The 18011-nt window shown below is 59.4% G+C and carries 16 protein-coding genes; 6 read left to right on the forward strand and 10 right to left on the reverse strand.

The window, feature by feature from the left end:
* The first annotated feature begins 106 nt into the window (after positions 1-106).
* The 3 genes from ACYZT9_RS02630 to ACYZT9_RS02640 all read left to right on the forward strand — a co-directional run bounded on the left by ACYZT9_RS02630 (position 107) and on the right by ACYZT9_RS02640 (position 1850).
* Positions 107-382: a polyhydroxyalkanoic acid system family protein gene (locus tag ACYZT9_RS02630; RefSeq protein WP_462008429.1), complete on the forward strand. Its 276-nt coding sequence runs from the start codon at positions 107-109 to the stop codon at positions 380-382.
* 252 nt (positions 383-634) lie between these two features.
* Positions 635-1057 (forward strand): phasin family protein, encoded by a 423-nt coding sequence (locus ACYZT9_RS02635; RefSeq protein ID WP_462008430.1) that lies wholly within the window; start codon positions 635-637, stop codon positions 1055-1057.
* 10 nt (positions 1058-1067) lie between these two features.
* A complete protein-coding gene (locus tag ACYZT9_RS02640; protein WP_462008431.1) occupies positions 1068-1850 on the forward strand; it encodes a phasin family protein in 783 nt (260 codons plus the stop codon).
* Between the two features lie 176 nt (positions 1851-2026).
* Here the strand turns inward: ACYZT9_RS02640 and ACYZT9_RS02645 are convergent, their stop codons facing one another.
* The 10 genes from ACYZT9_RS02645 to ACYZT9_RS02690 form a co-directional block, all read right to left on the reverse strand.
* Entirely contained in the window at positions 2027-2647 is a 621-nt protein-coding gene (locus ACYZT9_RS02645; protein WP_462008432.1) for a TetR/AcrR family transcriptional regulator, read from the reverse strand.
* Positions 2648-2706: 59 nt separating this feature from the next.
* Positions 2707-4389: a class II poly(R)-hydroxyalkanoic acid synthase gene (gene phaC / locus ACYZT9_RS02650; protein WP_462008433.1), complete on the reverse strand. Its 1683-nt coding sequence runs from the start codon at positions 4387-4389 to the stop codon at positions 2707-2709.
* Between the two features lie 127 nt (positions 4390-4516).
* Complete coding sequence (phaZ, locus tag ACYZT9_RS02655) at positions 4517-5371, reverse strand: poly(3-hydroxyalkanoate) depolymerase (protein ID WP_462008434.1); 855 nt, start codon at positions 5369-5371, stop codon at positions 4517-4519.
* 222 nt (positions 5372-5593) lie between these two features.
* A complete protein-coding gene (gene phaC, locus ACYZT9_RS02660) occupies positions 5594-7273 on the reverse strand; it encodes a class II poly(R)-hydroxyalkanoic acid synthase (RefSeq protein WP_462008435.1) in 1680 nt (559 codons plus the stop codon).
* 259 nt (positions 7274-7532) lie between these two features.
* Complete coding sequence (locus tag ACYZT9_RS02665; protein ID WP_462008436.1) at positions 7533-7910, reverse strand: gamma-butyrobetaine hydroxylase family protein; 378 nt, start codon at positions 7908-7910, stop codon at positions 7533-7535.
* A gap of 150 nt (positions 7911-8060) precedes the next feature.
* The gene (gene hslU, locus ACYZT9_RS02670) at positions 8061-9398 is read right to left on the reverse strand and encodes an ATP-dependent protease ATPase subunit HslU (protein WP_462008437.1); all 1338 of its coding nucleotides are present in this window, start codon (positions 9396-9398) and stop codon (positions 8061-8063) included.
* 55 nt (positions 9399-9453) lie between these two features.
* Positions 9454-9984: an ATP-dependent protease subunit HslV gene (gene hslV / locus ACYZT9_RS02675; RefSeq protein WP_007899242.1), complete on the reverse strand. Its 531-nt coding sequence runs from the start codon at positions 9982-9984 to the stop codon at positions 9454-9456.
* Positions 9985-10285: 301 nt separating this feature from the next.
* Positions 10286-10984 carry an SPOR domain-containing protein gene (locus tag ACYZT9_RS02680; RefSeq protein ID WP_462008438.1) on the reverse strand — a complete coding sequence of 233 codons (699 nt, stop codon included), beginning with the start codon at positions 10982-10984 and terminating at the stop codon, positions 10286-10288.
* 1 nt (position 10985) lies between these two features.
* A complete protein-coding gene (gene argS / locus ACYZT9_RS02685) occupies positions 10986-12722 on the reverse strand; it encodes an arginine--tRNA ligase (protein ID WP_462008439.1) in 1737 nt (578 codons plus the stop codon).
* A gap of 239 nt (positions 12723-12961) precedes the next feature.
* Complete coding sequence (locus tag ACYZT9_RS02690; RefSeq protein WP_462008440.1) at positions 12962-15181, reverse strand: primosomal protein N'; 2220 nt, start codon at positions 15179-15181, stop codon at positions 12962-12964.
* Positions 15182-15469: 288 nt separating this feature from the next.
* On the opposite strand from ACYZT9_RS02690, the gene rpmE reads away from it, so the two are divergent.
* The 3 genes from rpmE (at position 15470) to ACYZT9_RS02705 (ending at position 17966) form a co-directional block, all read left to right on the forward strand.
* Complete coding sequence (rpmE, locus tag ACYZT9_RS02695) at positions 15470-15700, forward strand: 50S ribosomal protein L31 (protein ID WP_253435226.1); 231 nt, start codon at positions 15470-15472, stop codon at positions 15698-15700.
* Positions 15701-15714: 14 nt separating this feature from the next.
* Entirely contained in the window at positions 15715-16515 is an 801-nt protein-coding gene (locus ACYZT9_RS02700) for a thermonuclease family protein (RefSeq protein WP_462008441.1), read from the forward strand.
* Positions 16516-16697: 182 nt separating this feature from the next.
* Positions 16698-17966, forward strand: a complete 1269-nt coding sequence (locus ACYZT9_RS02705; protein WP_461952229.1) for a malic enzyme-like NAD(P)-binding protein — start codon at positions 16698-16700, stop codon at positions 17964-17966.
* Positions 17967-18011 lie beyond the last annotated feature (45 nt).

The raw sequence follows: 18011 nt of genomic DNA on the forward strand, positions 1-18011 counted from the left end.
CTTTGTCTTGGCAAGGCTGAAGGTAAGATAGGTAACCGCCGGGACGTTTTGCCGCAGCAACGGTCAAGATGCTTCAGGAAAGTATCCATAAAGCAGGAGTCATTCGATGGCCCGTATTAGTGTTGAACGTGCCCACGGCCTGGGCAAGGAAGCGGCCCGCGAGAAGGCTGACAAGTTGGCGCAGAGGCTGTCCGATCAATATGGCCTGGAACCGCAGTGGTCCGGCGACACCCTGAACCTCAGGCGTTCCGGGGTAAAAGGCGCGGTGCATGTCAGCGAGGATTCGATCAGGGTCGATGTCGAACTGGGTATGTTGATGTCGGCCATGAGTGGCACGATCAAATCGGAAATCGAAAAGGCGCTGGATAAAGCGTTGGCTTGATCGGCGCCCGATTTGTGAATGCATTCCCTGAAGGAGCCGAGCTTGCTCGCGATGGCGGTGTGTCAGCCAACAGCCATTTTGAATGATGAACCGCTATCGCGAGCAAGCTCGGCTCCTACAGGTCGAGGTGTGTGGCACACATCGATTTATGTCAGTTGTTAGGGTGCCGTTTCTAATTTTTCTCCCTACTTTGTGCCTGAGCCCGACTCTTTCGCGGGCAGTTCCTCAAACCTTCTGCGCGTGAGGTGCACCATGGCCAAAGTTATTTTGAAGAAAAAAATCGACGCTTCGACAACGGCGCTCAGCGACGTTAAATCCTATGCCCGCAAGATCTGGCTGGCAGGCCTGGGTGCCTACACCAAGGTTGGCCACGAGGGCAGCGAGTACTTTCAAGAGTTGATCGAAGCTGGTCAACTTGTTGAAAAGAAAGGCAAAAAGGTAGTTGCCGAGAAACTTGAAGCGGCCAACTCCGAGATTGATGAAGCCAAGAGCGAAGTGAGCACATTCAAAGGCAAGGTCGAAGTGCAACTCGACAAGATCGAGAAGGCTTTCGACTCGCGTGTCGCAAGTGCCTTGAATCGTATCGGCATTCCGTCTAAACATGACGTTGAGACACTCTCTGCCAAGCTCGATGAGCTGACGGCATTGCTCGAACGCGTCGCGCGTAAATCTTAAGGAGAACGGGATGGCTGGTAAAAAGAACACCGAAAAAGAAGGCAGCTCCTGGATTGGGAAAGTCGAAGACTACTCCCGCAAAATCTGGCTGGCTGGTTTAGGCGTGTACTCGAAGATCGACACTGACGGCAGCAAGCTCTTCGATACATTGGTCAAAGATGGCGAGAAAGCCGAGAAGCTCACCAAGAGCGCTGTCGGCAAGAAAGTCGATGACGTAAAGGACTCTGCTACCTCTGCCAAATCACGCATCACTGGCGTGAAAGATCGTGCGCTGGGCAAGTGGGATGAGCTGGAAGGTGCTTTCGACAAGCGCCTGAACAGCGCCATTTCGCGCCTGGGTGTACCGAGCCGTAATGAAGTCAAAGCGCTGCACAGCAAGGTCGATACCCTGACCAAGCAGATCGAAAAACTCACCGGTGCCAAGGTTGCGCCTGTTGCGGTGAAAACTGCCGCGGCCAAACCTGCTGCTAAAACGGCGGCCAAGCCACTGGCAAAAGCAGCCGCTAAACCGGCTGCCAAACCAGCGACCAAAACTGCCGCAGCAAAACCTGCAGCGAAAACCGCAGCCGCCAAACCGGCAGCCAAGCCAGCGGCAAAACCTGCCGCAGCGAAGAAGCCAGCAGTGAAAAAACCGGCAGCCCCGAAAGCTGCTGCTTCGAAACCAGCAGTGGCTGCCGCCAAACCGGCCGCCTCGTCGACACCGGTCAGCACATCGAACTCTGCTACCGCGCCGACCGCTGCTGCTACCTCGACTGCCGCGTCAGCACCATCGACGCCAACCAGTCAGTCCTGATTTCAGGGCTCAAAAAACGCCCGGCCTGCGAAGGTCGGGCGTTTTTGTTTGTGCACGGTTCTGTCAACACCGCATTACGCCCTGTGGGAGCGGGCTTGAACGCGAATGCGGTGTGTCAGTGGACATCAACGTTGAATGACCTACCGTATTCGCGAGCAAGCCCGCTCCTACAGGGGTTATTCGTGTTCTTCGAGATATTGCATCGCCAGCTGCTCCGTCGCCACCTTGATCGGCGGCAGCAAATGCGGCGCCACCAGCATCATGATCTGATAAACCACCAGCTTCACTTCACCCTCACGGTCCAGAATCCGTTGATAGTCCAGCGAAAACAGTAGCGTCATGGTGATTTGCTCCACCAGTTGGCCCAACGCCTGCGTGTCGCTGACCAGTTGCCCCTGAGCCTTCAGTCGCGCCAGCAATGAAGCCAGCGTGCGCTTCAGCGCATTGAGCAGGTTGCGTATCCCTTTGGCCAGTTTCGGCAGGCGCCCGGCGAGGTTCGACAGGTCCTGGAACAGAAACCGGTAATGAGCCAGACGCTCGACGATCAAATGCAGAAACAGCCAATAATCTTCAGGTGCCAGCTCCACATCGGACGGCGGATCAAGCAGCGGCGCGAGCTCCGCCTGGAAACGCTCGAACAACCCGAGAATCAGCGGTTCCTTGCCGTGGAAGTGGTAGTAGAGGTTGCCCGGGCTGATGCCCATTTCGTTGGCAACTTCCATGGTGGAGACGTTCGGTTCGCCCTTATGGTTAAACAGCTGCAGGGCACATTCGAGGATCCGGTCGCGGGTTTTCATCCAGTCTTCTTAATGATCAGGTCAAGCCACGGCCGAAACCGGCCGTAGTGTGATGAGCGTCAGCGCACACGCACGTAAGTACCGGGTGCCGCCTCCAGCGGTGGATAATTCTGGTTGCCGAGCGCCATGTGGGTTTCTTTCTGCGCACCCGAACGTTCCTGAATCCAGCTCAGCCATTGCGTCCACCAGCTGCCGTCGACTTGCTTGGCGTCGTAATACCAGGCTCGTGGGTCGCTGCTCAGTTTTGTGCTTTCGATAAAGTTGGCTTTCGGGTTTGAGGGCGGGTTAAGAATGCTCTGCACATGACCGCTGTTGGACAGCACAAAACGCCGCTCGCCCCCCAGCAGCAGCGTCGAGCGATACACCGCATCCCACGGAGTGATGTGGTCGTTGATGCCGGCCACGCTGAAACTGTCGACGGTGACTTTCTGCAAGTCGATCGGCGTGCCGCACACTTCAAGACCGCCCGGATGACTCAGCGGGTTGTGCTTGAAGAAGTCGAGCAGGTCGCCGTGAAAGGCTGCCGGAAGACGCGTGTTGTCGTTGTTCCAGTAGAGAATGTCGAACGCCGGCGGTTCCTTGCCCAACAGGTAGTTGTTGACGAAGTAGCTCCAGATCAAATCGTTGGGGCGCATCCAGGCGAAGACCTTGGCCATGTCGCGGCCCTCCAGTACCCCTTTCTGATAGGAGCGACGCTTGGCCGCTTCCAGGGTCTGTTCATCGGCGAACAGCGTCGCCGGACTCTCCATCTGGCTGTCGAGCAGGCTCACCAGGTAGGTCGCGCTGGATACCCGACGCAACTGCCGCTTGGCTTGCAAATGGCCTTGCAGCGCGGCAATGGTCAGCCCTCCGGCGCAGGCGCCCATCAGGTTGACTTCGCGAGCGCCGGTGATCGCCCTACACACGTTCATTGCTTCTTCCACGGCTTCGACGTAGGTCGACAGGCCCCATTCGCGATGGCGCACATCCGGATTGCGCCAACTGATGATGAAGGTTTGCAGACCGTTTTTCAGAGCGAACTGGACAAAGCTATTGCTCGGGCTCAAGTCGAAAATGTAGTACTTGTTGATCTGTGGCGGCACCACCAGCAGTGGTTTGGAATACTGCTTCTCGCTCATCGGCCTGTACTGGATCAGTTCCAGCAGCTCATTGCGAAACACGACAGAGCCGGTGGTGGTGGCGACCGTTTTGCCGACCTCGAATGCCTGCTTGGTGACTTGCCTGGGCAGTCCGTCGTTGTGCAGGAAATCATCGACCAGATGACTGATGCCGCGCACCAGGCTGTTGCCGCCGGAGTTAAAGATTTCCTTGATCGCCAGCGGATTGAGCAGGGTGTTGGACGGTGACACCGCATCGTTGAGCAGGGCGAACGCGAAGTGGGCGCGAGCGCGATCGTCCGGGTTCATGTTGCTTTCGTCGATCCAGCTTTTGACCTGCTTCTGCCAACTCAGGTACGCCTGCAGGCTACGGCGATAAAACGGATTGAGGCTCCAGGCCGGGTCGGCAAAGCGACTGTCCTGCGGGTTGGTCGGGTGCAGGGTTTCGCCCAGCAACACTCGCCCCAGTTGACCGCCCAGCTTCAAGGCGTGGCGGGCGCTGTGCACCGGGTTGCGCAAACCATGGGCGGCAACACTGCGCAGGGTCGAAATCAGATCCCGACCACGCAGGCCGGTAATCGCACTCTGTGCGTTGATGAACGCGGCGGGAGTGGGCAAAAACTCCCTCGCTGGTTTCTCGCGCATGACTCAACACTCCTTCGTCTTCAGGCCAAAAACAAATACACCGAACCAGAACACCATAGACGCTGTAACGGGTTGTTGCGCGGCGCGCTTCCTGCCGACCCTTTTTTGTAACAAAAGTCGGGGTCTGTTAACCGCCGAATGGCGCCGGATGCGGATGCATCACGGCGCGCAGCCGTTCTTCCTCGAGGAACTTCATGATGATCGGCGCAACAGCCTCGGCGCGGGTGATCAGAAACAGATGCCCGTCATCGATGATGTGCAGTTGAGCATTAGGAATACGCCAGGCCAGCAACCGCATGTTGACCAGCGGGATCAGGGGATCGTCGTCACCGGCCAGCACCAGTGTCGGCTGGTGGATTTTGTGCAGCCAGTGAATGCTGGTCCAGCCGAGGCCTGCGAACAGCTGCCAGTAGTAACCAAGCTTGCCTGCCGAACGCACTTTTGCCGCATGGCTGGCGGCGAGGGTAGGATCGCGACGGAACGAGCCGCCGTAGATCATTGGCGCAATGCGAATCACATGAGACGGCTGGATGTAGCGTCGCGGGCTGGCCATCATCCACAGCACTTTCGGCTTGCCCGGCACCATCAAAGCACCGGCCGCGGTGGCCGCCAGCACCAGTTTCTTGCAGCGTTCGGGGTAGTCGTAGGCGAACTGCTGGGCGAGTGCGCCACCCCACGACACACCGATCACGTTGACTTTCCCGTAATCGAGATAGTCGAGCATTCGCGCGGTGAGTCTGGCCAGGCCCGGAAAACGATACGGCCGGTTCGGCGTCGACGAGCCGCCGACACCCGGGACATCGAAAGCGATGACTTCGAGGTCCGGGTCCAGCGCCGCGACGAACGGAAACACCAGCTCCAGGTTGGCGCCGATGCCATTGAAAATCAGCAAGGGCGTCAAGTGAGGCTTGCCGGGGCGTACCGCCGTGCGGAGGGTCTGGCCATCCAGGTCGACGGTACGAAAAATGAACGGTTGCGGCATGCTTCAAGCCCTGTGGGTTAATTCGTCCCCGGTCCCCCCTGTGGGAGCGGCTTGTGTGGCGAGGGGATTTATCCCCGTTCGACTGCGAAGCAGTCGTAAAACCAATGCACTCGGTGTAACTGATACACCGAGGTTGCAGGTTTTGGGGCGGCTTCGCCACCCAACGGGGATAAATCCCCTCACCACACAAGCCCGCTCCCACAGTGGGGCGAGGTGTGTCAGTTACCGCTCATGTACATAAGTGCCCGGCGCTGCTTCACCGGCGGTGTAGGTTTTGTTGCCCAGTTTCACCGGGGCCTTTTTCAGTTCGCCCGAGCGTTCGGCCTGCCAGGATTGCCAGTGCAGCCACCAGGAATCGGTGTGTTTGGTGGAGTTTTCCTGCCAGTCCTCGGCCTTGACCGGCATTTCGCTGCTGGTCATGTAACGTGACTTTGGGTTTCCCGGCGGGTTCAGAATGCTTTGGATATGTCCACTGCTGGACAGCACGAATTCGACCTTGCCGCCGAACAGTTGCGCCGATTTGTAGCAGGACTTCCATGGTGTGATGTGGTCGTTGGTGCCGGCCAGGGAAAAGATGTCCGCCGTGACCTTTTTCAGGTCGATCGGCGTACCGCACACTTCCAGTGCATCCGGACGGATCAGCGGGTTGTTTTTAAACAGCTCGATCAGGTCGCCGTGGAACGCGGCCGGCAATCGCGTGGTGTCGTTGTTCCAGAACAGGATGTCGAACACCGGCGGTTCGTTGCCGAGCAGGTAGTTGTTAACCCAGTAGTTCCAGATCAAGTCATTGGGGCGCATCCAGGCGAACACCTTCGCCATGTCACGACCTTCGAGCACACCGGCCTGATAGGAATGGCGCTTGGCGGCTTCGAGTGTCTGCTCGTCGACGAACAGGGCCACGTCGCTGTCCAGGGTCGTGTCCAGCACGCTCACCAGCAGCGTCAGGGCGTGGACCTTGTTCTCGCCGATCGCCGCGTAGTGGCCCAGCAGGGCGGTGCAGGTGATGCCGCCTGAGCAGGCACCGAGCATGTTTACGTCTTTGCTGCCGGTAATCGCGGTGACCACGTCGACCGCTTCCTTGAGCGCCTCGATGTAGGTCGACAGGCCCCACTCGCGTTGCTCCTTGGTCGGATTGCGCCAGCTGACGATAAAGGTCTGCACGTTGTTGCGCAGGCAGAAACGCGCCAGGCTTTTGTCCGGGCTCAGGTCGAAAACGTAGAACTTGTTGATTTGCGGCGGCACCACCACCAATGGGCGCTCGTGGACCTGCTCGGTGATTGGCCGGTACTGGATCAGTTCCAGCACATCGTTGCGAAACACCACCGCACCTTCGGTCACGCCCAGAGTCTTGCCGACTTCGAACGCGCCCATGTTGACCTGGCTCGGCATACCGCCGTTGTGCACCAGGTCCTTGGCCAGGTGTGAGAGACCGTCGAGCAGACTTTTTCCGCCGGTTTCGAAGAAGCGTTTGACCGCCGCCGGGTTGGCCGCGCTGTTGGTCGGGGCCATGGCTTCGGTCATGAGGTTGATCACGAAATGCCCCCGTGCCACATCCTTGGCCGTGAGGTTGCTGTCGCCGATCCAGTCGTGGAGTTCCTTGCGCCACGCCAGGTAAGTTTGCAAGTAACGTTTATAGAGCGGGTTCTGGCTCCAGGCCGGGTCGGCGAAGCGACGGTCGTCGCTGGTCGGATGCAACTCTGATTTACCGAACAGCACATTCTTGAGTTCAAGGCCGAAATGCGCAACATGCTTCGCGCTGTGAATCGGTTGCCTGATGGCCTGCCTGAGCACCATTCGAGCAGAAGCCAGTAGATCCTTTCCACGCAGCCCAACGACAGGATTCAGCCCCAAGGTGTTTTCCGAGGCCTGATACTTCAAGTCATCGTTATTCTGTTTACTCATCTACGACGCTCCATTGTCCTGAGACGAGTACCGGGATCCTGCTGTGTCAGTACACAGCCAATGCCAGGTACTACTGCTCGGGTGACCGTTAATTCTGCATTGATGCTTTTTGGTTCAGAGATGCACTGCAGGGAACTTGCCAGTTCCATTGGTTACCCGAGTTTAATTTTTTTCGCAAGCAGGCCAACGATCAGCCTCGCGGCCAAGCATTCAAACAGATGAAATTAGAAAATGCCCTCTAAAGCGCAAGAGGCTCGGGCTAGAGCATCAGCTTGACGACAGATTCGTTCGGATCACGGGTTTTGCCGGCAGCTTTCAGTTCGGCAAGATAATCGTTCCAGAGATCCTCCTGACGCACGCCCAACTGGTACAAATAGTCCCAGGTGAACAAGCCGCTGTCGTGGCCATCGTCGAAGGTCAATTTCAGTGCGTACTGACCGGCCGGTTCTACCTTGGTCAGGCCTACGCCGATCTTGCCAAATTGCAGGACAGGTTTGCCGTGGCCCTGGACCTCGGCGGAAGGAGAGTGCACGCGCAGGAATTCGGCGGGCAGGTGATGTTCCTCGCCGGACGCATATTTCAGCGACAGGGTTTTCGAGGCCTTGTGCAGTTTGATGTCAGTGGGGAGTTGGGTCATGACCTGAAGTCCGTCTGTGGGAAACCGCAGGCCAATGTGGGAGCGGGCTTGCTCGCGAATGCGGTGTCAGTCGACATCAATGCTGAATGACACACCGCATTCGCGAGCAAGCCCGCTCCCACAGGTTCCGCGTTCGCCTGTAAGTTTGGCTTACAGGATATAACGCGACAGGTCTTCGTTCTGCGCCAATTCGCCCAGGTGGCTGTTGACGTAGTCGGCGTCGATCAGGATCACCTTGCCGTCGTGGGCGCTGGCCAGGTCGCCGGCGCTGAACGACACCTCTTCGAGCAATCGTTCGAGCAAGGTGTGCAGGCGACGGGCACCGATGTTCTCGGTTTTCTCGTTGACCTGCCAAGCGATCTCGGCGATGCGCTTGATACCGTCCGGCTGGAACTCGATGGCCAGGCCTTCGGTTTTCAGCAGTGCGCAATATTGTTCGGTGAGCGATGCGTGCGGCTCGCTGAGAATGCGCTCGAAGTCTTCAGGCGTCAGCGCCTTGAGCTCGACACGAATCGGCAGACGACCTTGCAGCTCGGGCACCAGATCGCTTGGTTTGCTCAAGTGGAACGCACCGGAAGCGATGAACAGGATGTGGTCGGTCTTGACCATGCCCAGTTTGGTGTTGACGGTGCAGCCTTCGATCAGCGGCAGCAGGTCGCGCTGTACGCCTTCACGGGACACGTCGACGCCACCGGAGTTACCGCGCTTGGCAACCTTGTCGATTTCGTCGATGAACACGATGCCGTGCTGCTCGACCGCTTCCAGCGCCTTGGCTTTCAATTCTTCATCGTTGACCAGACGACCGGCTTCTTCGTCACGCACCAGTTTCAGCGCTTCCTTGACCTTGAGCTTGCGGCTCTTGCGTTTGCCCTTGCCCATGTTGGCGAACAGGCTCTGCAACTGATTGGTCATTTCTTCCATGCCCGGTGGCGCGGAGATATCGACGCCGGCCACTTCGGCGACTTCGATTTCGATCTCCTTGTCATCCAGCTGACCTTCGCGCAGGCGCTTGCGGAACAGCTGGCGGGTGTTGGAGTCGGCCGACGGGGCGTCGTCGTTGTTGAAGCCCATGCGGGCCGGTGGCAACAGGGCGTCGAGGATGCGCTCTTCGGCGGCATCTTCGGCGCGGTGGCGAACTTTGGTCATTTCCTGTTCGCGCAGCAGTTTGATCGCTGCATCGGCCAGGTCACGAATGATCGATTCGACGTCGCGACCGACGTAGCCGACTTCGGTGAACTTGGTGGCTTCGACTTTGATGAACGGCGCGTTGGCCAGTTTGGCCAGGCGACGTGCGATCTCGGTTTTACCGACACCGGTCGGGCCGATCATCAGGATGTTCTTAGGCGTTACTTCAACGCGCAGTTCTTCCGGTAACTGCATCCGGCGCCAGCGGTTACGCAACGCGATGGCGACGGCGCGCTTGGCATCGTCCTGGCCGATGATGTGGCGATTGAGTTCGTGGACGATTTCACGGGGAGTCATGGACATAGTAATTGGCGGTCCTCAAGCAAAAGTGAGCCGTGGCGCTAAGGCCGTAACAGGCTTACTCGGCGAGGTCCTGCTCCTCAATGGTAAAGGTGTGGTTGGTGAATACGCAGATGTCGCCGGCGATGCCGAGCGCGGTTTCGACGATTTCGCGGGCCGACAGATCGGTTTTCTTCAGCAGCGCGCTGGCGGCGGCCTGGGCGTAACCGCCACCGGAACCCATGGCGATCAGGCCTTCTTCGGGTTCGACCACATCGCCGTTGCCAGTGATGATCAGGGAAGCGTCTTTGTTGGCGACCGCGAGCATGGCTTCGAGGCGGCTGAGGGAGCGGTCGGTGCGCCATTCTTTGGCGAGTTCGACGGCGGCGCGAACCAGGTGACCCTGATGTTTCTCGAGCTGGCCTTCGAAGCGTTCGAAGAGGGTGAAGGCGTCAGCGGTGGCCCCGGCAAAACCGGCGATGACCTGACCGTGGTACAGGCGGCGAACTTTCTTCGCATTGCCTTTCATCACGGTATTGCCGAGCGAAACCTGGCCGTCGCCGCCCATGACGACTTTGCCGTGGCGGCGAACTGAAACGATGGTGGTCAAGGGAGAGTCTCCACGCAGCGGGGCGAAAATGCCTTATGCCCATTCATATGGGGGTGGTGGGGAGGATTTCAACTCGAAGACGCGGCGGGGGACGAATGGCGTGCGATGACTGTGGCGAGGGGATTTATCCCCGTTCGGCTGCGAAGCAGTCGCGAAACCGGTATTCGCGCTATATCTGATACTCCGCAGGTGGAGGTTTGAGGGCCGCTTCGCGACCCAACGGGGGCGGTGCGGCGGTCCGCTAATCCCCTCGCCACAGGTTTGTGGGCGACCTCAGATGAAGGTTGCCTACAAATAAAGATCAGCGATTCTGGCGTTGTTGTAACAACAGGTTGCTGAATCCCGCACCGGCCAGTTGCTTCTGGGCTGTGGTCAGTTGTTCACGATTGCTGAACGGCCCTACCAGCACCCGATACCAGGTCTCGTCTTTCACAGTACCGGATTCAACCGCTACGGCCTGGCCGAGCAAGATGATCTGCGCGCGAACCTTGTCCGCATCAGCCTCCTTGCGGAACGAACCGGCCTGCAGGAAGAACCGGGTCACGGGCGCAGCCTTGGCCACGGGCGGGGGCGGTGGCGGGGTGATGCCGGCCAATGCTGCTTGAGCGCGCGCGGTGTCGATCTTCGCTGCTTCCGCTGGCGTTACCGGCGTCGTCGGTACGGCCGGGGTTGGCGGCGTTTTTTCCGGCACGGCATCCGGCGGCACGATGACTTCCGATTCCGGCAGCAGAGTGTAGAAGTCGTACTTGGGCTTCACGGGTTGCGTCGGGCTCGGCGGGGTCTTGTTGGCCTCGGCGATCTTGCTGGCTTTCTGCTGCTCGATCTTCTCGCGCTTGACGCTCTCGCTGCCCTTGCCCGGTTCCAGCTTCATCAGGAACACAATGAACGCGCCGACCGTCAGGCCGATCGCCATCCACAGCCAGCCCGGAATCGGTTGCTTTGCAGGAGCTTGGTAACGACTGGCGCCACGCTTGGGTGCAGGTTTTTTCTTGGCAGCCAACTTACATGCGCTCCAGAGTTTCCAGACCCAAGAGTTCCAGGCCTTGCTTGAGAGTGCGACCGGTCAGCGCGGCGAGGCGCAGGCGGCTTTGCATTTGCGCCGGAGTTTCAGCGCTGAGGATCGGGCAGTTCTCGTAGAAACTGGAGAACAGGCCGGCAACGTCGTACAGGTAGGTGCAGAGGATGTGCGGCGTTCCCTTGTCGGAAACATTGTTCAGCACTTCGCCGAACTGCGCGAGTTTCGCTGCCAGCTCATGTTCGTGCGCCGCTTCGAGGACGATCTGCCCTTCGACTTCGCTGAAGTCCTTGCCGAGCTTGCGGAACACGCCGGCCACGCGGGTGTAGGCGTACAGCAGGTACGGCGCGGTATTGCCTTCGAAGTTCAGCATCAGATCGAAGTTGAAGCTGTAGTCGCTGGTGCGATGCTTGGACAGATCGGCGTATTTCACCGCGCCGATGCCCACGACCTTGGCGATGTTGCGCAGCTCGGCTTCGGTCAGCTCCGGGTTCTTGTCCTTCACCAAGGTGTAGGCGCGCTCCTGGGCTTCGGTCAGCAGGTCGATCAGCTTCACGGTGCCGCCATCACGGGTCTTGAATGGACGGCCATCTTTACCGTTCATGGTGCCGAAGCCCATGTGTTCCATTTCCATCGGGTGCGTCACGAAGCCGGCCTTGCGAGCCACGGCGAACACTTGCTGGAAGTGCAGGGCCTGACGCTGGTCGACGAAGTACAGCGCGCGATCAGCTTTCAGTTTGCCGCTGCGATAACGCACGGCTGCCAGGTCGGTGGTGGCGTAGAGGTAGCCGCCATCCGCCTTGACGATGATCACGGGCAGCGGGTCGCCGTCGGCGTTCTTGAATTCGTCGAGGAACACGCACTGCGCGCCGTTGCTCTCGACCAGCATGCCGGCGGCCTTGAGGTCGTTAACTACGTTGATCAGGTCGTCGTTGTAGGCGCTTTCGCCCATCACGTCGGCCATGGTCAGTTTGACGTTCAGCAGTTCGTAGATTTTCTGGCAGTGGGACAGCGAGATGTCCTTGAACTTGGTCCACAGCGCCAGGCAGTCGGCGTCGCCGGCCTGCAGCTTGACCACCAGGCCGCGGGCACGATCGGCGAATTCTTCGGATCCGTCGAAGCGTTGCTTGGCGGCGCGGTAGAAGTTTTCCAGGTCCGACAGCTCGTCGCTGGTGATCGGGGTTTCCTGCAGATAGGCCATCAACATGCCGAACTGGGTGCCCCAGTCGCCAACGTGGTTCTGACGGATCACGTCGTCGCCGAGGAACTCCAGCACGCGGGCCACGCCGTCGCCGATGATGGTTGAGCGCAAGTGGCCAACGTGCATTTCTTTGGCCAGGTTCGGAGCGGACAGGTCAACCACGGTGCGCTGCACCGGGCCGGCCTTGCGTACGCCGATGTGCTCGTCGGCCAAAGCGGCGTCGAGGCGAGTTGCCAGGGCCTGGGTGTTCTGGAAGAAGTTCAGGAAGCCAGGGCCGGCGATTTCGGTCTTGGTGACGTTTTCGTCAGCCGGCAGTGCGGCGATGATCTTTTCCGCCAGATCGCGCGGCTTCATGCCGGCCGGCTTGGCCAGCATCATCGCGATGTTGCTGGCGAAGTCGCCGTTCCTCTTGTCACGGGAGTTTTCCACCTGGATCGCCGGCGACAGGCCTTCAGGCAACACACCTTCGTTGACGAGTTGGGTGATGGCTTGTTGGATCAGCTGGCGAATGGTGTCTTTCATGGTCTTCTCTTTCGACCGCAAGCGCGGCGGCGCTTCAATGCGCTGGTGGAAAAACTGGGCATTATCCGTTGCGAAAGCGGGCTTGCCAACTATAGCGGGCAGGTTGTGGATATGTGGTGACTATTCGGGACTCTTCGCGAGCAAGCCCGCTCCCAAACTGGATCGGTGGTGGTTACCTATTATGTGCCTGACACAGAACCCCTGTGGGAGCGGGCTTGCTCGCGAAGGCGATCTTCCGATCAATACAAATCCACCGGATCAACATCCAAAGACCAACGAACCGCCCGCCCGCTCGGCATCTGCTCCAGCACCAACAACCAATTGCTCAACAGTCGGTGCAACGGCGCCCGAGCCGTCGCCTGCAATAACAACTGCGCGCGATAACGTCCGGCCCGACGTTCCATCGGTGCCGGCACCGGTCCGAGCAATTCGATCCCGGTCAGATTCTGTTCGGCCAGCAAACGTTCCGCCTCACTGCATGCTTCGTCCAGAAACCCTTCAGCCTGACCCGGTTTATGCGCTTCAGCCCGCAACAGCGCCAAATGCGCAAACGGCGGCAAGCCAGCGGAGCGCCGCTCGCTCAACGCCTGCTCGGCAAAGGCGAAGTAACCTTGTTCGGTCAGTTGCACCAGCAGCGGATGGTCCGCCAGATGCGTCTGGATGATTACCTTGCCCGGCTCTTCGGCTCGGCCCGCGCGGCCGGCGACCTGAACGATCAACTGCGCCATGCGCTCGCTGGCGCGGAAATCACCGGAGAACAATCCACCGTCGGCATCGAGAATCGACACCAGCGTCACCCGTGGAAAGTGGTGGCCTTTGGCGAGCATCTGTGTGCCCACCAGAATGCAGGGATGGCCCTTCTGAATGGTTGCGAACAGCTGATTCATTGCATCCTTGCGGGAGGTGCTGTCGCGATCGACCCTCAGCACCGGAACGTCCGGGAACAAAATTGCCAATCGTTCTTCGGCACGCTCAGTGCCGGCGCCTACCGGGCGCAAATCGACTTTGCCGCACTTCGGACAATGCCGGGGCACACGTTCGACGTAGCCGCAATGGTGGCAGCGCAGTTCGCCGGAGCGCTGGTGCACGGTCATTCGCGCATCGCAGCGCTGGCATTCGGACATCCAGCCGCAGTCATGACAAAGCAGGGTCGGGGCAAATCCTCGGCGGTTGAGAAAAACCAATACTTGCTGACCGGCAGCCAAAGTCTGACCGATAGCTTGCTGCATCGGCCCGGAAATGCCGCTGTCCAGCGGACGACTTTTCACATCCAGGCGCAGGAATCGCGGCTGTTTGGCGCCGCCGGCGCGCTCATTCAGGCGCAGCAGGCCATACCGGCCGGTGTAGGCGTTTTGCAGGCTTTCCAGGGACGGCGTGGCGGAGCCGAGCACGATCGGGATGTTTTCCTGGCGGGCGCGCACCAGTGCCAGGTCGCGGGCGTGATAGCGCAGACCTTCCTGCTGTTTATAGGAGCCGTCGTGTTCTTCGTCGATGATGATCAGTCCAGGATTCTTCATCGGCGTGAACAGTGCGGAACGGGTCCCGATAATAATGTCGGCATCGCCATCCCTGGCGGCGAGCCAGGCTTCAAGGCGCTCGCGGTCATTGACCGCCGAGTGGATCAGCGCAATGCGCGCATTGAAACGCTGCTCGAAGCGCGCCAGGGTTTGCGGACCGAGGTTGATCTCCGGGATCAGCACCAGTGCTTGCTTGCCGGCTTCGAGGGTTTCGCGGATCAACTGCAAATAGACTTCGGTCTTGCCACTGCCGGTGACGCCGGCCAACAGGAACGCGTGATAACTGTCGAACCCCGCGCGAATCGCTTCATAAGCGGCGCGCTGCTCGGGGTTGAGGGGCAGCTCCGGTTGTGCCAGCCAATGTTCGTGACGTGCGCCGGGGGCGTGCTTGCGGATTTCCACTTGCACCAGATCCTTGGCCAGCAGCAGGTCGAGGCTGTCCTTGCTCAACATCAGTTTGCTCAACAATTGATGAGGGACGCCGTGGGGATGCTGGGCCAGGGTCGCCAGCGCTTCACGCTGACGCGGGGCGCGGGCGATGCGCGGGTCATCAAGGCTGGCGCCGGGCGCGGCGGACCAGAAACGTTCCTGGCGTGCTTCGGCCAGCTCGCCCTGGCGCAGCAACACAGGCAGCGCCCAACTCAACGTGTCGCCGAGGCTGTGCTGATAATACTGGGAGGTCCACAGGCACAGCTTGAACAGCGCTGGCGGCAGCGGCGGCGTAGCATCGAGCAGAGCCAGGGCCGGTTTGAGTTTCTCTGCCGGCACTTCGCTGGTGTCGGCAACCTCCACCAGAATTCCGATCATCTCCCGCCGACCGAACGGCACTCGCAGGCGCATGCCCGGTTGCAACTGGGCTCGCAGGACCCCGGCCGGGGCACGGTAATCGAACAGGCGGCGCAGCGGCGAGGGCAGGGCGAGGCGCAAAATGGCGTCGGGCACGCGGGGGTATTCTCTATAGGCGGGTAATAAATGAGGCTGGACGCAATCTTTGTGGGAGCGGGCTTGCTCGCGAAAGCGGTGTGTCAGTCAGCATTCATGTCGTTTGACACACCGCTTTTGCGAGCAAGCCCGCTCCCACAGGCTCTGCATTCAGGTCGGGAGCCTAGCAGACGGTCGGTCTCAGCGACAGCTTGCGTGATTGCAAAGGTCTGGTAGAATCCGCGGCCTAATTACGTGCGGTATTCAACAATAGTGTTGGGTGGCGGCACGCAGCCCGAGGAAGACACCATGAAAGCTGATATCCATCCAGATTATCCAGTCATTGCTGTTACTTGCAGCTGTGGCAACAAGTTCGAAACTCGTTCGACCTTCGGCAAAGCTCTGCCGATCGACGTTTGCAACGAGTGCCACCCGTTCTACACCGGTAAGCAAAAGACTCTGGACACTGGCGGCCGCGTTCAGCGCTTCGCAGACCGTTTCGGTGCTTTCGGCAAGAAACCTGCTGCTGCAGCAGAGTAAGGTTCGAAAGCCCCATGGGCTTTACCTTGCTAATGAAAAAGGCGTCCCTTGTGGGCGCCTTTTTTGTGTCCGCGATTTGGCTCACGGGTGCCCAGGCCTTCTGCCCGGTGCCGAGTGGCCTGACGCCGGTCGCGGTGCAGCGGGTGGTGGATGGCGACACGTTACGCTTGAGCGATGGTCGCAGCGTGCGCATGATCGGCTTGAATACGCCCGAGTTGGGTAAGCAGGGCCGTTCCGACGAGCCGTTCGCCGTAGCGGCGCGCAAACGTCTGGAAGCATTGGTGGCCGCCAGTGACGGGCGGGTCGGTGTGCTCCCGGGTGAAGAGAGCAAGGATCATTATGGTCGCACTCTTGCACATCTCTATGGCACCGATGGCGTCAACCTCGAAGCGCAGATGCTCGCTGAGGGCCTTGGGTTTCAGGTCGCGGTCGCGCCGAATGTCGATCTGGTCACCTGTCAGCAAGCGGCGGAACGAAGTGCGCGGCAGGCCGGGCTCGGGGTGTGGCGTCAGTCACCTGTACTGAAAGCAGAGCAGATCAATACGTCCGGTTTCGCGGTGGTCAGTGGGCGTGTGAGCAAGGTTCAACGCAATCGCGGCGGCGTTTGGATCGAGTTGCAAGACGCGCTTGTATTGCGTATTGCACCCAATTTATCGGGTCATTTCGATGTTGCTGCTCTGGAGCGCCTGAAGGGCAAGCAAATCGAGGCGCGTGGCTGGGTCGTGGACCGTTCGCGCCGTGGCGGATTGAAATCGGGGCAGGCGCGCTGGCTCCTGCCACTGACTGATCCAGCGATGTTGCAAGCGGCGCCTTGATAAAAAATTGTAGACATTTTTTTCGTGGATTGTGAACAGTCTATCCCTTGTGTTCCGTGGCTTTTGGCCCAAAGTCGTAGAGCCGGGCGCTTGACAGGGGTGACTGGTCAGTCTTGTGGGGACTTTGCGAGGCGCGTATCCTCGCTGACCAGTCTGTCCAACAGTAAAAGCGGAATGCCCCCATGTCTGATCTGAAAACTGCCGCTCTCGAATATCACGCCCATCCTCGTCCAGGTAAGCTGAGTGTCGAGCTCACCAAGGCCACCGCTACCGCCCGCGATCTGTCGCTGGCCTACAGCCCCGGCGTAGCCGAACCAGTACGCGAAATCGCCCGCGATCCTGAACTGGCCTACAAATACACCGGCAAAGGCAACCTGGTTGCAGTCATTTCCGATGGCACCGCGATTCTCGGCCTGGGTAACCTCGGCCCATTGGCCTCCAAGCCTGTAATGGAAGGTAAAGGCGTGCTGTTCAAGCGCTTCGCCGGCATCGACGTGTTCGACATCGAAGTCGATTCCGAAAGCCCGCAAGCCTTCATCGACACCGTCAAGCGTATCTCCATCACCTTCGGTGGCATCAATCTGGAAGACATCAAGGCACCTGAGTGCTTTGAGATCGAACGTGCCCTGATCGAGCAGTGCGACATTCCGGTCTTCCACGATGACCAGCACGGCACCGCGATCGTGACCGCGGCCGGCATGATCAACGCCCTGGAAATCGCTGGCAAAACCCTGGCCGATGCCAAGATCGTCTGCCTGGGCGCCGGTGCGGCTGCCATCTCCTGCATGAAGTTGCTGGTGAGCATGGGCGCCAACATCGAAAACATCTACATGGTCGACCGTACCGGTGTGATCCACTCCGGCCGCGACGACCTGAACCAGTACAAGGCTGTCTTCGCTCACGCGACCGACAAGCGCACCCTGGCTGACGCCCTGACCGGTGCTGACGTGTTCGTTGGCCTGTCCGGCCCGAACCTGCTCAGCCCTGAAGGCCTGAAATCCATGGCGGCCAACCCGATCGTGTTCGCCTGCTCGAACCCGGATCCGGAAATCTCCCCGGAACTGGCTCACGCCACCCGTGACGACGTAATCATGGCGACCGGCCGTTCGGACTACCCGAATCAGGTCAATAACGTGCTGGGCTTCCCGTTCATCTTCCGTGGTGCCCTGGACGTTCGCGCCAAACGCATCAACGAAGAAATGAAAGTGGCGGCAGCCAACGCCTTGCGTGAACTGGCCAAGCTGCCGGTGCCTCAGGAAGTGTGCGACGCCTACGGCGGCATCAAACTGGAATTCGGTCGTGAGTACATCATCCCGAAACCAATGGATGCCCGCCTGATCACCCTGATCTCCGATGCCGTGGCCAAGGCTGCGATCGAGACCGGTGTGGCAACCCTGCCGTATCCGAAGAACTACCCGCTGAAAAGCGTGGATGACGTGTTTAACGGCTAAGAGCAGCACCTATAAAAAAACCCAGCCAGGTGCTGGGTTTTTTTA

The organism is Pseudomonas sp. ZT5P21, assembly GCF_054897785.1.